Raw genomic sequence first — 21618 nt, forward strand, 5'->3', positions numbered from 1 at the left:
GTCAAATTATCACTAAATTAAAAAAAATGAAATTTTCATTCAAAACGATACTTGCCCTTTTGGCAGTGGCATTTCTTGTAATCTCCTGTAGAACTTCTGACGATGATCCGGTGGATCCCGCAAATCCAAATACTGAAATCGAAGGTTTATTAAAAATAAAAGAAATAACCAATGATACTCATATTATCGAATTGTATTCTAAGTCGGGAGCGACCAGTTTAGGGTATAATGATATTAAACTTCGGCTTAAAAATAAAGCAACCAATCAGTACGAAAAAAACGCAGTCATTACCTGGAAACCGCTGATGCATATGACCATGATGACGCATTCCTGCCCTAATTCTGCAGTTCAAAAAGTAACTCCCGAAGGATCTCTTTATTCCGGTTATATTGTTTTTCAAATGCCGGGAAATGAAAGTGAATATTGGGATCTGAAAATTGATTATACCATTGGCGCAACTGCTTATACTGCAACTACTGTGGTAAACGTTCCTGTTGAAACCAAAAAAACAGTCAACTCTTTTACGGGAAGCGATAATGTAAAATATGTGGTGGCATATATTGAACCGAAATCTCCAAAAGTTGCCATTAATGATATGGTTGTGGGAGTCTGGAAAATGCAGGATATGATGAATTTTCCTGTGGTAGATGGTTTTACCGTAAAAGTAGATCCAAGAATGCCGGGAATGGGAAATCACGGTTCTCCAAATAATGTTCACGCAACTCAAACTGCTGCCGGACAATTGTATAAAGGTAAACTTTCATTGACTATGACGGGTTACTGGAAAATCAATTTACAGCTGGCGAAAGCAGACGGAACCGTTTTGGCGGGACAGGAAGTTACAGAAACCAATTTGGCGAGCAACCTCTTTTTCGAAATCGATTTCTAATTTTTTATTACAAAAAACATCAGGACTGATTGATTGAAATAATATGGGTTAGTCTTGATTTTCTCTTTTTCTCAGATGCTGAATCTTTTATTAAAAAGGTTAGAGCTATTCTGTTAACCAAAATGCTTTATTATGAAACGAATCCTACTTCCAACTATTTCTGTCCTTCTGTTTACCAATAGTTTTGCGCAACAATATTCATCAGATTCTACCAAATCACAACATATTCAGGAAGTTATCGTGATTGGAACAACCAAAATTTCGAGCAAAGAAAACAAGCCATTGGGTTCGATTGACGAATACCTGCAAAAATCTGCAAAAGTAGATATGATTAAACGGGGAGCTTATGCGTGGGAACCGCTTATTAATGGCATGCCGACGGAAAGAACTTTGATCACCATTGATGGAATGAGAATTTTCGGCGCATGTACCGATAAAATGGATCCGATTACTTCTTATATTGAAGTTTCCAATTTAATGGAAGCCAGCATCAGTTCAGGGCAGGAAGGTTCCTGTCACGGGAATACCATCGGTGGCGCTATTGATTTGAAAAGAAATAAAATGATGTTTGGTCAGAAGAAATGGAACTTTAATGTCAACAGCGGGTACGAAACGGTTAATCAGCAAAAAATCTTTGGTGCCGGAACCCGTTTTAAAACAGAGAAATTCTACACCGACGTTAATTTTATGACGCGTGATGCGGAGAATTATAAAGCCGGCCAAAATATCGAAGTTCCTTATTCTCAATTTCAAAAAATAAATATTTCAGGAATTTCCGGAGTGAAACTGGGGGAAAACAAATTACTAGAAGCAGCTGTTATTTACGACAAAGCCAATGATGTAGGTTATCCTGCCTTGCCAATGGATGTTTCAATTGCAGAAGCTTTAATTGCTTCCTTGAAATTTCAGATGTTGCCCAAAAGTGATTTCCTGAAAAGCTGGGAAACCAAAGTTTATTTTAATACGATCATGCACAGAATGGATGATACCAAAAGACCCAATGTTCCGATTCACATGGATATGCCCGGCTGGAGTAAAACTTTCGGATATTATTCTCACTTGAAATCGGTGGTTGATCAGCATCATTTTTTATTAAATATCAATGGGTTTTACAATAAGTCATCAGCAGAAATGACGATGTATCCTGAAGATAAAAATGAGAAGCTGATGTTTATGCTGACTTGGCCGGATTTGAGAACTTTGGCACAGTCACTTTATCTGGAAGATCAGCTCAATTTTAATCAAAGTTCAAGTGTGAGATTGTCTGCTTCTGTCACGATGCATCAAAATAAAGTGGAAAGTGAATTCGGCTTAAACAGTTTACAGATTTTTTACCCTGAAATGAAAGCTGAAAAAAACAGAATTCTGAAAAGTTTCGCGGCCAATTATCAGTTTGATAAAAATGGATCTCAGGCCGGTTTCGGTTTGGGATATGGTGACCGTGCGCCCTCGGTGTCAGAAGGCTACGGATTTTATTTGTTCAACAGTTTTGAGAAATACGATTATATTGGAAATCCCTATTTGAAAAATGAGTCATCACTTGAAGCCAATGCCTTTATCGGTTTGAAAAAAGAAAAATACAGTGCTAAAATTTCATCGTCTTATTTTCATATTTCCAATTACATCGTAGGGAAAATCATTCCTCATCTTGTTCCCATGACTATTGGTGCAAATGGGGTGAAAAGTTATACGGCTTTAGATTACGCGACTTTATTTAATGTCAGTTTATCGACAGAGTTACGGATTACAGAACCGTTGAAATGGACAACTCAATTCGTTTACACGCGTGGAAAAGATAATGAACAAGGCAATTTGCCATTTATGAGTCCGTTCAGTTACCAAACCGTATTGCGGTATGAAAGAAATAAATTTTCTTCGGAAATTTCGGTTTTTGGAAATACGGAATATCGGGATTTTGCACCCCAATATGGCGAATCTGAAACGCCGGGTTATGCGGTTGTAAATGCAAATTTAGGCTATTCATTCCCGCTTGGACACGCTAAAACGTATGCGAAAATTGGCGTGGAGAATGTTTTTGACTGGTACTACACCACTTATTCCGATTGGAACAAAATCCCACAACCCGGGAGGAATTTCTTTATCAATCTCACTTTTAGTTGGTAGGAAAAGAAGGATTTAAACCTGCTAAATGTTGGCTGTTTTACAAAAGAAGTTCCGGGAAAATTTCTGTAAATTTGTTAGATCACAAAATCGGAAATCATGAAAAGAGCAGATATCATCACCATTATTATTGAAAAACAAAAAGGAGTTATCGACAGTTTAAAACAAACGGTTGAGCGTTATAAAACAGCCTCTGATATGGATGAAGAGAGCACGCATGATCCGGAAGATTTTTCGCAGCAGACGCAAGCAAAGGATATGCAGCTCCGTTACGAGAAAACGTTGAAAGAAGCGGAACAAAATCTTGCCTTTCTGGAAGGGGAGCTTAAGACTTCACACGATAAAATTGAAAGGGGAGCCCTGATAGAAACTGATCAGAGTTTTTTATTCGTTGGGATTTCTGTGCCTGTTTTTATATTTGAAAGTAAGGAAGTGGTTACCTTTTCAGACCATGCTCCTGTTTTCCAAAATATAAAAAGAAAGAATAAGGGCGAGAGCATTGAGGTTGGCTCAAAATCACTTCAGATTATTGATTTCTGTTAAATGAATGATTTGCCTTCTGTAACCTGGGTTACATTTTATGAAAAAATTAAAGAGTATTTTTGCTGAAATTATTTCAATGGAGTTATTAGGATATTTTTCAGCAGTCGTTATTGGTCTCGTGATGGGATTGATCGGCGGTGGCGGAAGTATTCTCAGTGTCCCGGTTTTTGTTTATGTTTTTGGCTTTGATCCGGTAACCGCAACAACGCTTTCGCTTTTCGTGGTCGGTGTTACCAGTTTGGTAGGCTCTGCCGGTTTTGTAAAAGAAAAAATGATTGATTTTCAAACCGCCTTAATTTTCGGTATTCCTTCCGTTTTGGGCGTGTTGTTTTCGAGAAGACTGGTTTTGCCCCATTTGCCTGAATACATTATCAGCCGTTGGGGGATTACCATGACCAGAGATATGTTTCTGCTTTTTTTATTCGCAATACTGATGTTGATCGCTTCTGCCAAAATGATCAGGAAAACCGAAAGACCTTCGGGAAGAAAACAAACCGAAAATAATTACACCATTCTAATATCGCAGGGGCTTTTAGTCGGCATCATCACGGGTTTAATCGGTGCGGGCGGCGGATTTCTGATCGTGCCGGCCTTGGTCATGTTAATCGGTCTGCCGATGAAAAGAGCAGTAGCAACTTCGCTTTTTATTATCGCACTGAATTCGATTCTTGGTTTTCTCAGCACCATGAAGATGGTTGCACACGACTGGACTTTCCTCATTGTTTTTTCCTCGTTATCCGTAGCCGGAATTTTCATAGGAATCGTATTGGCGAAAAAAATGGACGGGCGGAAATTGAAACCCCTTTTTGGTTGGGTCGTCCTGTTTATGGGATTATTTATCATTATTAAAGAAATATTTATTAAACAACAAATAGCAATATGAAGAAGTTATTGATTTTTACCTTAGGATTGTTTTTAGTGACCGCGTGTGACAAAGAACAGGCAAAAACCCTGAACACTACTGAGGTTTCTGCAAAAGATCCGAAAGAAGTGAGTTTGGTGCAGGAAACCACAAAGTTGAAAAATGACAAAGGGGAAGAGATGAACGTCACTTATTTTGCGCAGGGAGATGATATTGCCGTGAAGTTGGAGCAGGACGGTAAAAAAGAAGAAATACTGATTGCGAAAAAAATCAACACCAAAGGTGAGCCTGTTTTCGCCAATGAAAAAATGATGTGGGAAGGTGCTCTCGGAGCCGGAGGAAAACTGACGGACGACCAGGGTAACGCAACTCAATACACTGAAATCGGAGAAAGTAAGTAAGTATTTTTCCTAAATTTATTAAGATGAAATTCCTTTATTTTTTAAATTGAAATTTAAAGGTGAAAAAATTGAATATGATGAAAATAGAGCAGATTTATACAGGATGTCTCGCCCAGGGAGCCTACTATATTGTCTCAGAGAATGAGGCCGTAATTATCGATCCGTTACGGGAAACAAAACCTTATACCGACCGTTTAGAAAAAGATAAGGTACAGTTGAAATATATTTTTGAAACCCATTTCCATGCAGATTTTGTTTCAGGACATGTTGATTTATCCAGGAAAACGGGTGCGCCAATTGTTTACGGACCGACAGCAAATCCAGATTTTGATGCCATCATTGCCGAAGACGGACAGATTTTTGAGATCGGAAAAATTAAGATTAAAGTTTTGCATACTCCGGGTCATACCATGGAAAGTTCTACCTATCTTTTGATTGATGAAAACGGAAAAGAAACTGCGATTTTCAGTGGAGATACGCTTTTTTTAGGTGATGTCGGGAGACCTGATCTGGCGCAAAAAGCAGCAAGCATGACTCAGGAAGAATTGGCCGGGATTCTATATGACAGTTTGCAAAATAAGATCATGCCTTTGTCTGATGATATCACAGTTTATCCTGCGCATGGCGCCGGTTCTGCCTGTGGCAAAAATATGCAGAAAGAAACAGTAGATACTTTGGGGAATCAAAAGAAAACAAATTATGCACTGAACCAGCCAAACAAGGAATCCTTCGTCAGAGAAGTTCTGGATGGTTTATCTGCGCCGCCAAAATATTTCGGAATGAATGTCGCTCTAAACAAAGGCGGTTACGAAGATTTCGATGTGATTCTTAAAAAAGGATCGCATCCAGTTTCTGCCCAGGATTTTGAAGCGGTTGCAGAAGATAGCGGAGCTTTGATTCTAGACACCAGAAATGCTGCCGATTTTCATAAAGGATTTGTGCCTAATTCAATCAATATAGGTTTACAGGGAGATTTTGCACCCTGGGTTGGAGCCATGATTTATGATGTGAAACAACCGCTTTTATTGGTGACTGATTCGGGACTCGAAAAAGAAGCAATTACCCGTTTGTCAAGAGTTGGTTTTGATAATGTGATTGGTTATTTGGAAGGTGGTTTTCAATCATGGAGAAATTCCGGAAAGGAAACTGACAATGTTAACAGGATTTCTGCCCATACTTTTTCAGAGCAGTTCAAAGAAGATTCAAAAGTTATCGATGTGAGGAACGAAACCGAATATGCCGCAGAACATGTGAATGAAGCGTATAGCAGACCTTTGGTTGATATCAATGAATGGGCATCAACTTTGGATAAAGAGGCACATTTCTTTTTGCATTGTGCCGGTGGTTACAGAAGTATGATCGCTGCAAGTATTTTAAATTCCAGAGGGATTAGAAATTTTACAGAAATCGAAGGTGGTTTCAATAAAATTAAAGAAACGGATGTTCCCAAAAGTAATTTCGTTTGTCAATCAAAAACTTTAAAGTGATGAGTTTAAAAAAGATTTTTATTGTAGCGGTGATTTCAATGATTTCATGGTCCTGTAAAACAGCAACGCCAGTTTCAGAAGTCTCCCGTGCAGAAGTCAAAGAAATGATTACCAGTCCGGAAACCACTTTGGTGGATGTTAGAATTCCGGAACAGTTTTCTGAGAAGACTTCTCCAGGAGCTATTAATATTCCTTTAGCCAAAATTGAAGATCATCTCGATTTTTTCAGAAAACAAAAACAAACCGTCGTTTTCTGCAATAGTGGAAAGCAAGCCGCTCAGGCAGTTGAAATTTTGAAAAAGAACGGAATTCAAAATGTTTATGATGCCAAAACGCTTCAAAATGTAACCGCAGTTAAAAAAGAAAAGAAGTGAAAAACAGCGTAGTTCTTGCAGAAGAAAATCTATTTTCATTCACTCAATAATATGATGAACGAATTCCATTGCGATAAATCTCCTGACCCAAATGTTCCCGATAAAAATTTTTGGGAAAGTAAATGGGCGAAAAGGGAAACCGGTTGGGATATTGGTTTTTCCTCACCGGCAATTGTAGAATATTTGTTGCAATATCCAGATAGAAAGGCGGCTATTTTGATTCCCGGTTGTGGGAATGCTTACGAAGTTGAATCGCTTTATAATCTTGGCTTTAAAAACATTACCGTTGTTGATATTTCGCCAACAGCAGTTGATATTTTAAAAGAGAAATACAAAGATAGGGAAGGTGTGAAGGTAATTTGTGAAGATTTCTTTGACCATACAGGAATTTACGATCTCATTATTGAACAGACTTTTTTCTGTGCAGTTTCTCCTTTGTTAAGAACTCGGTATGCAGAAAAAATGCATTCATTATTAAACGAAAACGGTCGGATAATCGGAGTGTTGTTTAATAAAGTTTTTGATAAAAACGGACCGCCTTTTGGTGGAAGCGTTGAGGAATATCAGACTCTTTTCAGCCAATATTTTAATATTCAAAAAATGGAAGAATGCTATAACAGCATCGAACCCAGAAAAGGAAGCGAAGTTTTCATCAACCTAAAAAAGAAGAAAATAATATGATATCTATTTTAAAACAATATAAAATTGCATTGACCGGAATTCTGGTCGGCGGAATTCTGGGTTATGCATATTATCACTTTATTGGCTGCACAACAGGAACCTGTGCGATAACATCCAAACCGTTTAATTCGACCGTTTACGGAATGGTGATGGGCTATTTAATGTTTTCGGTATTTCAGAAATCTAAAACAAAAAAAGAACATGTTTAATTTTATTAAAAATATTTTTGGTGTAAAAAATGTTGATTTTAAACAGCTTTTTATCGCCGGTGCACAAATAATTGATGTGCGGACTCCTGCTGAATTCAGCAACGGTCATATTAAACAGTCGGCGAATATTCCCTTGCAGCAGCTGCAAAGTGAAATGAAAAAACTCGACTTGAAAAAACCAATCATCACCTGTTGTGCAAGCGGAATGAGAAGCGCTTCTGCCAAAGCAATTCTTCAGCAAAATGGTTTTGAAGCATATAACGGAGGCGGTTGGAGCTCCCTTCAGAATAAATTAAATCGGTGAAAAATATATTTCAGAATTGGACCTTAAGTAGATTCTTATATTTAGCTGGTGGAATATTTTTTGTACTCATCGCAGCAAATGACCGGGTTTGGTTGATGATTCCTTTCGGGCTGTATTTCATGGCGATGGCAATTTTCAAATTGGGTTGTGTAGCCGGAGCTTGTGAAGTGCCAAGAAAAGAGGAAAATAATATTTAAACTAAAGTTTTAGTTGAGCAATTTCAGTAACTATTTTATTTAAAAGTGATGTCACAAAAATTTAAAGAACTTATAGATTCAGAACGTCCAGTATTGATTGATTTTTTTGCCACCTGGTGCGGTCCCTGCAAAGTACAGTCTTCGGTCCTGACGACTGTTAAAGAAAACATAGGTGATCTGGCCAGAATTGTAAAGATAGATATTGATCAGTTCCCGGCAATTGCCGCCGAATATGGCGTTCGTGGTGTTCCCACTTTGGCGGTTTTCAAAAAAGGCGAAATGCTTTATAAGCAAAGCGGCGTACACGATGTTAATACACTGACAGATCTGTTGAAAGGATTTGCTTCGTAATTTTTAACAGAAATCGCACGAATCTTTTTCACAAATTTCATTAAACATTTGTGTTATTGGTGAAAATAATTTGTGCAGTTTGTGTTGTAATGCAGTCAATTCTGGAGGAATCTTTATTTTCGTAAATTCTTAAACAGGGCCTTAATGTTGAAAATGTGATAAGAATTACTTTAATTCAAATTCATCACGATCCGATAGAAAAGGAAATTTCGTTCTGAATTTGTCCAGCTTTTCTGCTTCAAAAATAGTGGATATGATATTGTTTTTTGTTGATGAGGTTTCACTTCCGTCAGCAAAATAGCAATAAGAGCTTTCCGGATATTCTAAATCATTGCCATCAGTTCCGATTCTGTTCAAGCCAAAAACATACGCTTGGTTTTCAATTGCTCTTGCTTTTAATAAAGTCTGCCAGGCGTCAATTCTGCTTTTCGGCCAATTGGCAACATATAAGATGGCGTCATAATCATTATTGTTTCTGGAAAAAACAGGAAACCGCAAATCGTAGCAAACCTGCAGCAAAATTCTCCATCCTTTATATTGAACGATCACCCGTTCCTGTCCGGAACTGTATTTTTTATCTTCACCGGAGTAAGAAAAGAGATGCCTTTTATCATAGAAAAAATATTCGCCATCGGGTTTCACAAAATAAAACCGGTTGAGATATTGGTCGCCTTCAAAAACAGAAGCGCTCCCGCAGACTGCTGTGTTTTTTTGTTTTGCGAAATTTTTCATCCATTGCAGTGTTTCTTCATTTCGGTCTGCTATTTCCTCCGGCTTCATATAAAAACCAGTGGAAAACATTTCGGGTAGAATAAGCAGATCCGCCGAGGTTTGTTTGAAGGCCAATTCAATTTGCTTAAAATTTTCACTTTTGTTTTTCCAGGCGATATTTAAATTTAACCCACTAATTATTAAATCATTCATGATTATTATTTTATAAAATGAACTTCAATATACATATTTTTTCTTAAAAAAGTTAATAAAATCATAAAGTGGTCTCATTTTTGAATGGTGAAATACATTATTATAAATTAACATTAAAATTTTAACATTATGAAAAAGTTATTAGTAGTTTGCTCATTTTTCTTTTTAGGACAAATGGCATTTGCACAAGCATGGCAAGGTAAAGGAGACCAAAAAATTCAGGTAGGTCTTAACGGTTGGGGTTACGGAACAGGTATTACAGCAACATATGATTACGGTTTATCCAAATTGATATCAATCGGCGCAGGTGCTAATTTCTTTTTTGATCATAGTAACGACAAATACAAAGATGATGACTTCGGAGTATTCGGTAGATTGAATTTTCACCTACAGGAGCCTTTGGGATTGCCTTCACAGTGGGACATTTATCCAGGTGTTGATTTAGGACTTTTGGGTAAAAGCGGTACCTACTTCGGAGCGCATTTAGGAGTAAGATATTTCTTCAACAATAATGTCGGTATTTTCCTTGAAGCAGGGAATAACGGAAGCATCGGGGTTTCTTTCAACTTGTAAGAAATTCAGGCACATAAGACAAAAGGTTCTCATTTTGAGAGCCTTTTTTGTTTGGCATACTTTGATAATTTGTATCTTCGCAAATCTTTAAAATAATTTAAAAATATTCAATGACATTAATACAGTTATTTCAATTTATATTGAGCATCTCAATTCTTGTAATCCTCCATGAACTGGGACATTTTATTCCTGCTAAACTGTTCAAAACAAGAGTTGAAAAATTCTATCTTTTCTTTGATCCATGGTTTTCTTTATTTAAATTAAAATTCCGGGGTACAGAGTACGGAATTGGCTGGCTGCCGTTTGGGGGTTATGTAAAGATCGCAGGAATGGTTGACGAAAGTATGGATACCGAGCAATTGAAGCAACCTGCTCAGCCATGGGAATTTCGCAGTAAGCCTGCGTGGCAGCGGTTAATCATCATGATGGGCGGAGTTACGGTTAATTTCTTTTTAGCATGGTTCATCTATTCTTCATTAAGTTATTTTAAAGGGGAAACCTATCACGATAATGCCAAGTTTGAAAACGGAATTTCAGTGTCAGCAGCAGGTCAAAAAATGGGCTTGAAAAACGGAGACCGAATTCTGAAAATCGATGAAAAACCGGCTGAAAGAATGGAAACTTCAACTATTAACATGCTTTTCGCTAATCATGTCACCGTTTTAAGAGAAGGTAAAGAAGTTACTTTTCCTGTAAACGAAGATGGTGTCGCAGATGTACTGGCAGAGAATGAAGCTAAGATGTATTTCGGGCCACGTTATCCTGTGGTTATCGACAGTCTTTTCCCGAAAGGCAATGCTGAGGCGGCCGGATTGCTGAAAGGTGACAGAATCGTTGGGATTAATGGCAAGCCTGTTAATTTTTTCGATGAACTGGCACCTGAGCTGTCTAAGTTAAAAAATCAAGAGGTTGTTTTAGATGTTGAAAGAAATAATCAGCTTGAAAAAGTAAATGTAAAAGTAAGCAGCGAAGGCAAACTTGGATTCGCAAATGACCTGTCGATCGCTCAGAAAGAATTCGAGAAAACACAGGTGAACAAAAAGTATTCTCTTGGCGAAGCAATTCCGAGAGGATTAACCAGAACAGTTGATGTTTTGACGATGCAGATCAAGCAGTTTAAAATTGTTTTCAACACCAAAACGCAAGGGTATAAAAAAGTTTCCGGACCTATTGGAATCATCAAACAGATGCCTGAGACGATTAATTGGGAGTTTTTCTGGAGCTTTACAGCGATGTTTTCAGTTTGGTTGGCTTTTCTCAATTTGATTCCGATTCCGGGATTAGACGGTGGACACGTGGTTTTCACACTTTGGGAAATGATCACCGGAAAACCGGTTCCGCAGAAAGTTTTAGAAAATGCACAAATGATAGGCGTGATTTTCCTAATGGGACTCATGGTTCTGATCTTCGGAAACGATATTTTAAAATGGATTACCGGAAAATTTTAAAATATTTTTAAAATTATTTTGGTAGTATAAAAAAAGTTTCTATATTTGCACACGCTTAAAGCAAAGAGCTACACTCCTCTTTAGCTCAGTTGGTTAGAGCATCTGACTGTTAATCAGAGGGTCCTTGGTTCGAGCCCAAGAAGAGGAGCAAAACCATCACAGAAATGTGGTGGTTTTTTTGTGTTTAATTTTAAAGATGAAGGGTTTTTAATGATTCTAAGTTGTTTAAAGTCAAGTGCTTGTTTAAAAACAAACGCAAAATTTCTTTTCTGATTCTGCTTTAAGACGCAATTCCGGTTTCGCTGATTGGAAAGATCAGGGTTATAAGAAATCCATTTTACGGGATGTAGTGTTATCTGTATATCCGTTTTTATGATAGTGAATATTTTAATCCTGTCTTGAACCCATCAAATATTTCAGTTGCCAAAAGGCTTTTTTTTCATTTTTTAAGGCGTCAAGACATTGCACTTAGGCAAAGTACATTTCTTCAAGCTGCGATACTACACGAAGTTGGTAATGCTGTGGAAGTAAGATATCGTTTTAAATACAGAAGTTATTATATTTTTGTATTGTTTGTGACTTTGTCATGTGTTTGGCTTTATAAGTGTTTGATTTGCTGTGTAATTGAAAATAATTTACTAATTTAGTCTGGATATATAAGCGGATTTATTCTTCATGTGAATGATTTGGATTAAATGTTCAGGGAACCTCAACAGGGTTCGGATGATAGAGAATTGTCTGCTTATTGTAAGGTTTATATGAGGAGTCAGGTCAGCATACAGTCAGCATACAGTCAGCATACACTGCGGGTTGCTATGGAGATGACCAGAGGAAGCGATCACTATAACAATGTTAAAAATAAATTACAATGGCAAAGCAGATCGGGGGCATTTTACTTAAAGGCACGATAGGAGAGGTGAACTTTTATGTGCAGGACGGAGAACCACTGGCGCGTATGTCGGGTGGCGGTTTTAACGGTGATGCGATCAGGAACGGTAAAAATATGGCGAGGGTACGTGAAACCTGCAGCGAGTTTACGGCCTGTTCTAAGGTGAATAAGGAATTCAAAAAATCCATAGCACCTTTTCTTGCCGGTCATAAAGACGGCAAATTACACCAGAGGCTTATGAAGTTGTTTTTAACAATCAGAGATTGTGATCACAGTTCAGAAAGAGGAAAGCGGTCGGTTTTTCATGGGATTTCTTCAACATCGGGGAAACAGCTTTTAGAGGATTTTATTTTCACCCCTCAGCGGCCTGCTATTTTACCGTGTCCCTATATATTTGACTGGGAAAGCCGGAGTTTAAAAGTGCATGACTTTAGAGCGGATGAAACCGGATTTCCTGAGGAAGCAGACGCTATGGAAGTACGTGTCGGTTTGATCCGTTTTGATTTTGAGGCGCTTGCTTACCAACAGGTATTTGCGGCCCCAATGATTATCGCCCCTGATTTCAAAGAAGATTCTTTTGAGATTCTTTTCGATACAATACCGGAAGGCAACGGGATTTTGTTTTCGGTAGCTAGGGTTTCATTTTATCCGACGGTTCATGGGAAAGGATGTTTATTGACCGGGGGAGATGCTTTTGGGATGGAGGTGTTGTCGGTGTGGGATACAGTTGAAGCCAGAAATCCGGCGTGATTGGATGGTTGAAAGTTTTCGAAAAGCAACCGAAAGTCAGTGCACGAATAAAAATTGTCAATTTTTGAAATATTGAAAACACGCGGAAGAAATTTATACCTTATCTTTTGTATGGGATCAACTGAATTATACCTCTCTTAATCCCATGAGCGGAGGCTGGTTTAAAAAAGTAGCGCAGTATATTTATTGTGTAGCAAGCAACTGCTTTTCTGGAAAAGTATTGCTGAATATAACAATGGCAGATCCTTCGATGATAAACATTACTAAAACTAATGAGTTTTGGAAATATAATAATGGTGAGGAGTGAGATTGAAGAGGCTCAAAGTCGGAGACTTTGCGCAGCGGGGGTAGACGGGGAGATTAAAGTCGGAATGACCGGACTGATCCGCAATCAAATTTCAACAAGAATTTAGAGAAAAGACAAACAACCCTATTGAACTCGATTATCAAATTAATTATTAGGTGATGATGTTATTTCCGATTGACATCAGAAAAATAATAGAGGAGGTGAAAGTAATTTAAAAACTGTATACAAAAACTAAAAATATTTAACTAGGTTTTTGTATCTATGCTGTTATACTTAATAACAGCATGAATAAAAATGTTTTACTTTTTTTTGTTTTTCTCCTAATTTATCTTTTTTCTATAGGACCTGATCCGATATTGGGCGATAGTTTAGCCTTTACCGTAGTGGCTTCTAAGGGTTTCGATTTAGCAACAAATGCAACAAATCATTTTCTCTACATTAATTCGCTGGCGGTTCTACATAAGATATTTCCTTTGATCAATCCCCATTATTTATTTGTAGGTTTCAGTATAGGATGTTCAATATTAACATTGTGTTTCTTAAGAAAATTTCTGTTTTTATTTGATGTTAAGAAAGGTATTATAGACCTTGTAGTTTTATTTTTCGGTTTTTCTTTCACCTTTTGGAGAATTTCTATTATTACGGAAGTTTACAGTTTTTACCTCTTGTTTGTTATATTGTTTTTATACCAAATTTTTTTATTTATAAAAGAGAATAGACGTATTAATTTTTACTGGAGTGCCGTATTATTCGGTTTAATGTTTTTAATTCACATTCAAACCATATTGCTTGTGCCTTTTTATTTGTATTTTTTATACGAAAATTTCAAGAGTGATAAAATGAATATTATAAAAGGTCTTCTTATAACCACTGTACTTTTTTCAGTTCTTCTGATTCCGGTCATTCAGGGAAAAAATAGTTTTACTGCAATTTTTACAGATGATGCGTGGGGCTCTTCTTTTTTTCATTTAGATTTTAAAATATTTATAAAAAGTTTAGGAAGAAATTTAGTTTTTTTACTGTATAATTTCTTGTTTTTCACGTACTTTATCATTCGAGGCTTACATAAAGTACCATTTAAAAAGTATTTTATTATTGCAATTCTCCCCTATGTTTTTTTTATTCTAAAACATGATGTGTCAGATTCTTATGTTTTTCATTTAGTGCCTTATTTATTGGTTTTAGTAATGATGGCAAAAGGTTTGGAAAACTTTAATTTTAGTAAAAAATATCTTCTGGTATTTTCTATTCCATTAATTTATTTTATGACCTTTAAAATAATAGATTCTACCAAAATTGGTGAATCAATCAATAACGAAACCGGTTTTAAAGGTGGTGCCAGATATCTTTTTTTTCCGCCTCTGAAAGGTAATCCAGATATTTTAAAATTTATTGAAGCATATGACAAAAATAAATTAAAAGCTAAGCCCGCTTTTGACAGACAATACCAATATGCTAAAGACTGGATATTAATTAAGAGTAATTATTAAGTAATTGATGATAAAAAAAGGTATACACTGCGACCCAATCTTCAACAATTTTTTCTTAAACATTTAGATATATTTTAAGTTTTGAGTCCTAGAATTGTGAAATACTTTTTGGCCTGCCTTAAAGGCAATGCTGAAATAGTCCCCCAATATTTAAGATTGATTGAACGTTTCTTTTACCAAATCAGAAAATTACGGGTGTATCAGACTTAGTTTTAAATGGAATCCCGTCTTTGTCGGGATTTTTTTATAAATTTGTTCGAAACCAAAACATAAGTATGAGTAAGAATAGAACTAAAGATACAACCGGGAAAACTGCTTTTTTTAAAATAAGCAGATTTTTTGTTTTCGCAGTATTGCTGCTTTTTGTAAGCTGTAAAAAAGATACCGTTGATGCTACAACAACACAGACTCTCCAGTCCAGCATCAATGATATGGCTTCCGGGCTGAATACGTTGCAGCAGGTTAAATTCAATGAAGCGCTTTATATCTTAAAGACTTTTGGTGTTGAGGCCGAAGGAGAAACCAATGAACTGAAGGCGCTGGGTATTTTAATCAACGGAAAGAAAGTTCCTGAAATATTTTCACTCGCAGATCAGGTGGCTCAAAAGAATGGAGTCGAGTGGTCGAGCACAGGACCTCCTTCTTTAGGAAATATGAATATTTTTGGAAATGATAAGGCCAAAGAATTCGATGCGAATGATATTCAGGCAAGTTCCCTGAGTGTGGAGGTGAACAGCACCGGAAATGATGCGGTTTTAGGGCCACAATCTTTGCAGGTGGTTCCAAGGCTACTGGATGCTAAAGGACAGCCCATTGTATTTGAAGGTGCAGCTTTAGAAGTCGTTCTGCAGGTTTCCAGCGGCGGCAACCGTATTTCTACTGCAAAGAATCTGATGTTGGACAATAACTTCAAAGGATTTAATGTGAGATTTGCATCACTGCCTGCTCAAAAGATCGTCGACCAAAGCGTTGATATTACCGTCACGGTAAAGACGACAAAGAAAACCTTTAAAATGTCAAAAATAGGAGTGCCGGTGAATCCGAAAGCATTATTAATGCCTGCCGGGAATCCAGCGGATAATCCAGCAAATGAAGTTTTTGAAGACCAGATTGCTACCCCGGATGCTTCCGGTGTAATTCCAGATACCAAAGTGCCTGCAGCTGATCCAAAAGCGAGCGTTTCAAAATTTTTAAACAATCTGTCTGCTCAGAATCTTCGGGGCGCTTATGAGGTGGCTGATAATCCGAACTGGGGTTCTTATGAAACTTTCTCTAATCCAACTTCCGGTTTTGGTGGGGTGAAAAATATTACGGTAAAGAATATGACGACCAACAATGCCAGTGCAAATGCGGCCAGCGTAAATGCTACTTATGATATTACTGATAAAGAAGGGAGAACAACAGCTGTACAGGTTACATTTGGATTAAAAAATGTCAACGGCGACTGGAAAATTTCAAGTTATAAAATCAATTAAAATGAATCAGCAACTTGTTCAGGATTTAAAAAATACCATTCAGAATATTCCTGATTTTCCGCAACCGGGAATTCAGTTTAAAGATATAACCCCGATATTTCTCAATCCAAAACTTTATGAAGAGGTCATTGCGGACCTGGCCAGTTTCAGCCGGGGTAAAATCGACGCCGTCTGCGGGATCGAAAGCCGCGGTTATCTTTTCGGCATTGCCATTGCCGTGGCCTTGGATGTGCCTTTTATTCTGATCCGGAAGCAGGGGAAATTGCCGCCCCCTTTTGTAAGTCAGAAGTACGACCTCGAGTACGGTTCGGCAGAAATAGAAATGCGGACGGGACAATTACAACCCGGACAAAGAATTCTGATTCACGATGATTTATTGGCCACTGGAGGAACAACTGAAGCAGCCGCACATCTTGTTCAAAAGCAAGGCGGAATTGTTTCGCAGTTCAGTTTCTTAATCGGGCTAAAAGATCTGGAAGGTGAAAAGAGGCTCGAAAAATTCGGAGCCGAAGTTCATCAGATATTAACCTATTGACCTAAAATATAACAATTTAGAGCTTTCCTGAAATTAAAATTTAACTGAAAATGTTTTTTTGAGCATAATTTTGTATATCGTTTAAAAACAGTTAAATTTGCACTTCAATTTTTATCAAAATTATGGCAAAATTCAATTCCCGCACCAGCAAAAAAGAAATGGAAGGTAAGGAAACTGTAGAAGTTTTCAAAGACCTCGACAGAGGTGCACTCGATACTGAGAGATTTCTCGAAAAAAATGCTAAATCTTTAATGATCGTTTTCGGTGTATTGTTGGCAGGCGTTTTAGGATATTTTGCTTTTCAGCAGTTTTACGAAGCACCAAGAAATGAAGAAGCTACTTTAAGCTACCTTGCTGCCCAGAAAAATTTGGCAGACGGAAAAGACGATTTGGCTTTAGGTGGAAAAAGCGCAGCAAACCCAGGTTATTTAGGGACTTATAAGGAGTACTCGGGAACCAAGGTGGGTAAACTTTCTTCTTACAACGCCGGATTAATTAAATTTAAAGAAGGCAAATACCAGGAAGCTTACGACCTTCTGGATAACTTTTCTTCTGACAACAAAGTTTTAATGGCTTTGAAATATGGCGCCATGGCAGACAGCCAGGCCAACCTTAATAAAAGCGACGATGCGTTGTCTCTTTTGAACAAAGCAATTTCAGCTTCAGATGATCCTTATACTTCTTATTACTTTACAAGAAAAGCAGGAATCGTAGCATTGGCTTTGAAAAAGAACGCCGACGCGAAAAAATATTTCTCTACCATCGACGAAAAATATCAGGATTACGATAATGGAATGTCTGACTCGTATATCGAAATGGTAAAATATTACTAATTAAAAAATACTATAATGGCGACTGTAAATCTTTCTGATTATCAACCATTACAACTACACGATGCCGGTTCTTTCAGAATTGGCATTGTCGTTTCAGAATGGAATGATTTTATAACCTTTAACCTACGGGACGGTGCTCTGGAAGTGCTGAAAAAAGAAGGCGTAAAAGAAGAACATATCAAAGTTTTTAAAGTTCCCGGGGCTTTTGAACTCAATTATGCTTCGATGCAGCTCTGCAAAACAGGATATTTCGATGCCATCATCGCCATCGGATGTGTCATACGGGGCGAGACTTCACATTTTGATTATGTCTGTTCTGCAGTAGCACAGGGAATTAAGGACTGTAATGTATTAACAAATGTTCCAACCATTTTCTGTCTTTTGACGGATGACACCAAAGAGCAGTCGATCGCCAGAAGTGGCGGTGCCTTGGGAAATAAAGGAATCGAAGCCGCTGTGACTGCACTGCAGATGATTGACTTTAAAAGAAAACTGTAATAAGTTCCGCTTTTTGCAATTTAAAATAACTGACCCGTAAAAGTCAAAAATCATACGTTTATGTACGCATCAAAACTGAAACCTTATTTGTATTTGGGCCTTTTCTACGGCGTGGTTTCCCTGATTGTAAGGATCATATTTATCTTTCATCCTATCACCACTGTGAAGTTTGGACTTTTTGAAAGTTTGAAAATTCTCTTTATCGGTGGTTTAACGGATGTGTTTGTTTTTATTTTAGCGAGCAGCATCTTTGCGCTTTATTCTTTGTTTTTATCAGATTCAAAATATAAAAAACCTTACGGATCTGTCATTTTCGGGCTTTTGGTTTTGGCATTTATATATACCGCCTTCGTTCCAGGGAATATTTTCAAACAATATGGCGGCTCTTTTCCGGAAGTGGCGATGGGTTTTATCGGCTTGAAAACTTTGCTTTTTGGATTAATGCTTTTCCTTCCTGCACAAAGAATTAAGATTAGAAATATTCTGTATTTCATTACGCTTTTTCTATATGTTTTATTAATTATTTTTAATGGAGTCAGCGAATATTTTTTCTGGAATGAATTCGGGGTCCGCTATAATTTCATCGCCGTTGATTATCTGATTTACACCAACGAAGTCATTGGGAATATTATGGAGAGTTATCCCGTAATCCCATTGTTTGCTGCGATTTTATCTCTTACTGTAATCGTAACGTGGTATATTTATAAAAAAACAAAACAAGAATTGCTGACGCTGCCAAACTTCGTGCAGAAATTGATTCTGCTGTTTTCATTCATCGTTTTATGCGGAATCAGTTTAGTCATCATTCCTAAATTAGGAAAAATAAAAACAGACAATACGTTCGCAGCGGAAATTCAGGCCAACGGTTTTCCGAAATTTTTCAATGCGTTCACTCAAAAGGAACTGGATTATTTTCAGTTCTATCCGACCATTAATCAGCAAACTGCGGAAACTGACTTTTTAAAGCAATTTGATCCTCCGACGTTAATCAGAAATATTAATCCTGAAAATCCGGAAGTCCGTAAAAATGTGGTCTTAATTTCAATCGAAAGTCTGTCCGCGGAATTTATGGAGCATTATGGAAATGATCAAAAGATCATGCCGTTCTTAGACAGTCTGGCAGATAGATCCTTGATGTTTACTGATCTTTATGCCACCGGAAACAGAACTGTTCGCGGTTTGGAAGCGCTTACCTTATGTATTCCACCAACGGCGGGAGAAAGCGTGGTAAAGAGAGCGAATAACAAAAATAAGTTCAGTACCGGAAGTGTTTTTAAATCGAAAGGATATGATGTAAAATTCCTTTATGGCGGTTACAGTTACTTTGATAATATGGAGGATTTCTACAAAGGAAACGGGTATGAAATCGTTGACCGGAATAATTTTAAACCGGAAGAAATTACCTTTGCCAATGTTTGGGGAGTGTCCGATGAAGATATGGCCAAGAAAGCCATCGAGGTAATGAACAAGGATGCCAAAGCCGGAAAAACATTCTTTCATCACTGGATGACGGTTTCTAACCACCGGCCGTTTACTTATCCTGACGGAAGAATCGATATCCCCGGAACTGCGAAATCCCGCGAAGGTGGCGTGAAATACACCGATTATTCCATCCGTAAGTTTTTTGAAATGGCTAAGAAACAGGATTGGTATAAAAATACCGTTTTCGTGATTGTTGCCGATCATTGTGCGTCAAGCGCCGGAAAAACGGAACTTCCGATGGATAAATACCGGATTCCGGGAATGATTTTTTCTGAAGGTTTCATAGCGCCACAGAAATTTACGCAGACCATGTCACAGATCGATGTGATGCCGACTTTATTTGGACTGCTTAATTTTAAATACCAGTCGAAGTTTTTAGGTCAGGATGTTTTCACTAAAAATTTTCAGCCGAAAGCCTATGTCGCGACTTATCAGGATTTAGGTCTTATAAAAGATAATTATTTAACCATTATCTCACCGACTAAAAAAGTAAAGCAGTATTCTTTGAGTTTACAGCCATCAAATAATCCCGATGATTTTAAAATCTTTTATGACGAAACGCCGGTTAAGGATTTCCAGCAAAATTTAGTTGAGGATTGTATCTCTGTTTATCAAAGTGTTTCATTTTGGTTGAAAGAAAATAAACTCAATAAATAATTATTTTTGTAATTTTAGCAAAAGATTTAATTATGAAATGGACAAACGACAGAAGCGGAAATGTGGAAGACAGGCGTGGATCTGGCGGTGGAGGCGCCGGTCTTGTCGGTGGCGGACTGGGAACTTTAATCATAGCAGCGATTATATTTTTCCTGGGAGGTGATCCATCGGCGATCTTATCTTCCGGAATGGGGAACGCCGGCCCACAGACAGAACAGCGGGATCTGAATCCCGGCGAACTTAAAGTCCGTGAGTTTGTTGAAATGATTACGGCCGAAAATGAAAAAACATGGACCAAGATATTCAACGAAAGCGGCATGCAGTACAGACCTGCAAAAGTTGTTATGTTTGAAGAGGTTACCCAATCCGGTTGCGGAACTGCGGAAGCAGCAATGGGCCCTTTTTATTGTCCTGCCGATGAAACAGTATATATGGATATGGGTTTCTTCAAAGAACTGGAACAACGTTTCGGTGCAAAAGTGACCGAGTTCTCCATTGCTTACGTATTGGCGCACGAAATGGGGCATCACGTGCAAACGCTTTTGGGGACGACGCAGAAAGTAGATCAACTGAGAAGCAGCAGAAAATATTCTGAGGTAGAGATGAACCGCGTTTCTGTAGCAACAGAATTACAGGCGGATTTCTACGCCGGTGTTTGGGCCAAACAAACTGACAGCAGGGAGCATATCTTAGAACCGGGCGATATCGAATCTGCGATTTCGGCGGCAGAAGCAGTTGGTGACGATAATATTCAGAAACGGTCGCAAGGTTATGTGAATCAGGAAAGTTTTACGCACGGCAGTTCTGCTCAAAGAAAAGACTGGTTTATGAAAGGATATACCACCGGAGATATCCGCCAGGGAGATACTTTTAACGCTTTGCTGAAGTAAAAATTCCTGGAGGGTTTAGTAACCGCCCAAAATTTGAATTCATTTTTGAAATAATAAAATCCCGCTGAGCCGGGATTTTATCGTATAAGAAAAACCGCAGTGTAAATGAATACGCCGCGGTTTACTTAAATATATGAATGTAATAAAATGTGTCTTTTATTGTTGTTGGTTTACAGAGTCTTCCATTGAAGTTTTTGCCTGATGTACCTTATCCTGCACTTGTGATGCAACATCACCCGCTTTGGATTTCAGATCATTTCCCCACTTGTTGAAATTATCTTTCGCTGTATTTACTTTGTCTTTTACTGCCTGCTGCTCTTCCGGTGTAGAATTTTTATATTTCCACCAAGCTAATGCTCCAAGTCCTAACAGTGCTAATAATCCATTCTTTTTAGTACCCATAATTGTCTGTTTTAATTTTTAATGAAAAGTAATTTGATACCTTGA

Annotated in this window: 24 protein-coding genes and 1 tRNA gene; 23 read left to right on the forward strand and 2 right to left on the reverse strand. The window is 37.7% G+C overall.

Annotated elements, in window-relative coordinates:
* The first annotated feature begins 26 nt into the window (after positions 1 to 26).
* The 12 genes from NBC122_RS05235 to NBC122_RS05290 all read left to right on the forward strand — a co-directional run bounded on the left by NBC122_RS05235 (position 27) and on the right by NBC122_RS05290 (position 8420).
* Entirely contained in the window at positions 27 to 890 is an 864-nt protein-coding gene (locus tag NBC122_RS05235; RefSeq protein ID WP_133439365.1) for a hypothetical protein, read from the forward strand.
* A gap of 132 nt (positions 891 to 1022) precedes the next feature.
* The gene (locus NBC122_RS05240; RefSeq protein ID WP_133439366.1) at positions 1023 to 3014 is read left to right on the forward strand and encodes a TonB-dependent receptor plug domain-containing protein; all 1992 of its coding nucleotides are present in this window, start codon (positions 1023 to 1025) and stop codon (positions 3012 to 3014) included.
* Positions 3015 to 3110: 96 nt separating this feature from the next.
* Positions 3111 to 3554 carry a hypothetical protein gene (locus NBC122_RS05245; protein WP_133439367.1) on the forward strand — a complete coding sequence of 148 codons (444 nt, stop codon included), beginning with the start codon at positions 3111 to 3113 and terminating at the stop codon, positions 3552 to 3554.
* Between the two features lie 76 nt (positions 3555 to 3630).
* Positions 3631 to 4437 carry a sulfite exporter TauE/SafE family protein gene (locus NBC122_RS05250; RefSeq protein ID WP_133441066.1) on the forward strand — a complete coding sequence of 269 codons (807 nt, stop codon included), beginning with the start codon at positions 3631 to 3633 and terminating at the stop codon, positions 4435 to 4437.
* A complete protein-coding gene (locus tag NBC122_RS05255; RefSeq protein ID WP_133439368.1) occupies positions 4434 to 4817 on the forward strand; it encodes a hypothetical protein in 384 nt (127 codons plus the stop codon). The genes NBC122_RS05250 and NBC122_RS05255 overlap by 4 nt, the downstream gene beginning before the upstream one ends.
* A gap of 77 nt (positions 4818 to 4894) precedes the next feature.
* Entirely contained in the window at positions 4895 to 6304 is a 1410-nt protein-coding gene (locus tag NBC122_RS05260; protein WP_133441067.1) for an MBL fold metallo-hydrolase, read from the forward strand.
* Positions 6304 to 6678, forward strand: a complete 375-nt coding sequence (locus NBC122_RS05265; protein ID WP_133439369.1) for a rhodanese-like domain-containing protein — start codon at positions 6304 to 6306, stop codon at positions 6676 to 6678. Before NBC122_RS05260 ends, NBC122_RS05265 begins: the two co-directional genes overlap by 1 nt.
* Before the next feature lie 51 nt (positions 6679 to 6729).
* Positions 6730 to 7359 (forward strand): methyltransferase domain-containing protein, encoded by a 630-nt coding sequence (locus tag NBC122_RS05270; RefSeq protein ID WP_133439370.1) that lies wholly within the window; start codon positions 6730 to 6732, stop codon positions 7357 to 7359.
* A complete protein-coding gene (locus NBC122_RS05275; RefSeq protein WP_133439371.1) occupies positions 7356 to 7568 on the forward strand; it encodes a DUF6132 family protein in 213 nt (70 codons plus the stop codon). The genes NBC122_RS05270 and NBC122_RS05275 overlap by 4 nt, the downstream gene beginning before the upstream one ends.
* On the forward strand, positions 7561 to 7872 hold the full coding sequence (locus NBC122_RS05280; RefSeq protein WP_133439372.1) for a rhodanese-like domain-containing protein: 312 nt from the start codon (positions 7561 to 7563) through the stop codon (positions 7870 to 7872). The genes NBC122_RS05275 and NBC122_RS05280 overlap by 8 nt, the downstream gene beginning before the upstream one ends.
* Positions 7869 to 8069: a hypothetical protein gene (locus NBC122_RS05285; RefSeq protein WP_133439373.1), complete on the forward strand. Its 201-nt coding sequence runs from the start codon at positions 7869 to 7871 to the stop codon at positions 8067 to 8069. The genes NBC122_RS05280 and NBC122_RS05285 overlap by 4 nt, the downstream gene beginning before the upstream one ends.
* A gap of 48 nt (positions 8070 to 8117) precedes the next feature.
* A complete protein-coding gene (locus NBC122_RS05290; protein ID WP_133439374.1) occupies positions 8118 to 8420 on the forward strand; it encodes a thioredoxin family protein in 303 nt (100 codons plus the stop codon).
* Positions 8421 to 8585: 165 nt separating this feature from the next.
* Here the strand turns inward: NBC122_RS05290 and NBC122_RS05295 are convergent, their stop codons facing one another.
* Positions 8586 to 9344 (reverse strand): amidohydrolase, encoded by a 759-nt coding sequence (locus tag NBC122_RS05295; RefSeq protein ID WP_133439375.1) that lies wholly within the window; start codon positions 9342 to 9344, stop codon positions 8586 to 8588.
* Positions 9345 to 9473: 129 nt separating this feature from the next.
* Between NBC122_RS05295 and NBC122_RS05300 the strand changes: the two genes are divergently transcribed.
* The 11 genes from NBC122_RS05300 (at position 9474) to ypfJ (ending at position 21171) form a co-directional block, all read left to right on the forward strand.
* A complete protein-coding gene (locus NBC122_RS05300) occupies positions 9474 to 9917 on the forward strand; it encodes a DUF6646 family protein (RefSeq protein WP_133439376.1) in 444 nt (147 codons plus the stop codon).
* Positions 9918 to 10027: 110 nt separating this feature from the next.
* Positions 10028 to 11365, forward strand: coding sequence for an RIP metalloprotease RseP (gene rseP, locus NBC122_RS05305; protein ID WP_133439377.1), 1338 nt, complete (start codon positions 10028 to 10030; stop codon positions 11363 to 11365).
* Positions 11366 to 11439: 74 nt separating this feature from the next.
* Positions 11440 to 11513 (forward strand) — tRNA-Asn (locus NBC122_RS05310).
* Between the two features lie 720 nt (positions 11514 to 12233).
* Complete coding sequence (locus tag NBC122_RS05315; RefSeq protein WP_133439378.1) at positions 12234 to 13004, forward strand: hypothetical protein; 771 nt, start codon at positions 12234 to 12236, stop codon at positions 13002 to 13004.
* A 591-nt stretch (positions 13005 to 13595) separates the two neighbouring features.
* Complete coding sequence (locus NBC122_RS05320; RefSeq protein ID WP_133439379.1) at positions 13596 to 14801, forward strand: protein O-mannosyl-transferase family; 1206 nt, start codon at positions 13596 to 13598, stop codon at positions 14799 to 14801.
* Between the two features lie 275 nt (positions 14802 to 15076).
* Entirely contained in the window at positions 15077 to 16276 is a 1200-nt protein-coding gene (locus tag NBC122_RS14340) for a hypothetical protein (protein WP_246012458.1), read from the forward strand.
* A 1-nt stretch (position 16277) separates the two neighbouring features.
* Positions 16278 to 16811: an adenine phosphoribosyltransferase gene (locus tag NBC122_RS05330; protein WP_133439380.1), complete on the forward strand. Its 534-nt coding sequence runs from the start codon at positions 16278 to 16280 to the stop codon at positions 16809 to 16811.
* A 122-nt stretch (positions 16812 to 16933) separates the two neighbouring features.
* Complete coding sequence (locus tag NBC122_RS05335; RefSeq protein ID WP_133439381.1) at positions 16934 to 17644, forward strand: YfgM family protein; 711 nt, start codon at positions 16934 to 16936, stop codon at positions 17642 to 17644.
* A 15-nt stretch (positions 17645 to 17659) separates the two neighbouring features.
* Complete coding sequence (gene ribH, locus NBC122_RS05340) at positions 17660 to 18142, forward strand: 6,7-dimethyl-8-ribityllumazine synthase (RefSeq protein ID WP_133439382.1); 483 nt, start codon at positions 17660 to 17662, stop codon at positions 18140 to 18142.
* 60 nt (positions 18143 to 18202) lie between these two features.
* A complete protein-coding gene (locus tag NBC122_RS05345; protein WP_133439383.1) occupies positions 18203 to 20281 on the forward strand; it encodes an LTA synthase family protein in 2079 nt (692 codons plus the stop codon).
* A 32-nt stretch (positions 20282 to 20313) separates the two neighbouring features.
* The gene (ypfJ, locus tag NBC122_RS05350) at positions 20314 to 21171 is read left to right on the forward strand and encodes a KPN_02809 family neutral zinc metallopeptidase (RefSeq protein WP_133439384.1); all 858 of its coding nucleotides are present in this window, start codon (positions 20314 to 20316) and stop codon (positions 21169 to 21171) included.
* A 156-nt stretch (positions 21172 to 21327) separates the two neighbouring features.
* On the opposite strand, the gene NBC122_RS05355 is transcribed toward ypfJ, so the two are convergent.
* Positions 21328 to 21573: a YtxH domain-containing protein gene (locus tag NBC122_RS05355; RefSeq protein WP_133439385.1), complete on the reverse strand. Its 246-nt coding sequence runs from the start codon at positions 21571 to 21573 to the stop codon at positions 21328 to 21330.
* Positions 21574 to 21618: the final 45 nt, after the last annotated feature.

The organism is Chryseobacterium salivictor, assembly GCF_004359195.1.
Classification (GTDB): domain Bacteria; phylum Bacteroidota; class Bacteroidia; order Flavobacteriales; family Weeksellaceae; genus Kaistella; species Kaistella salivictor.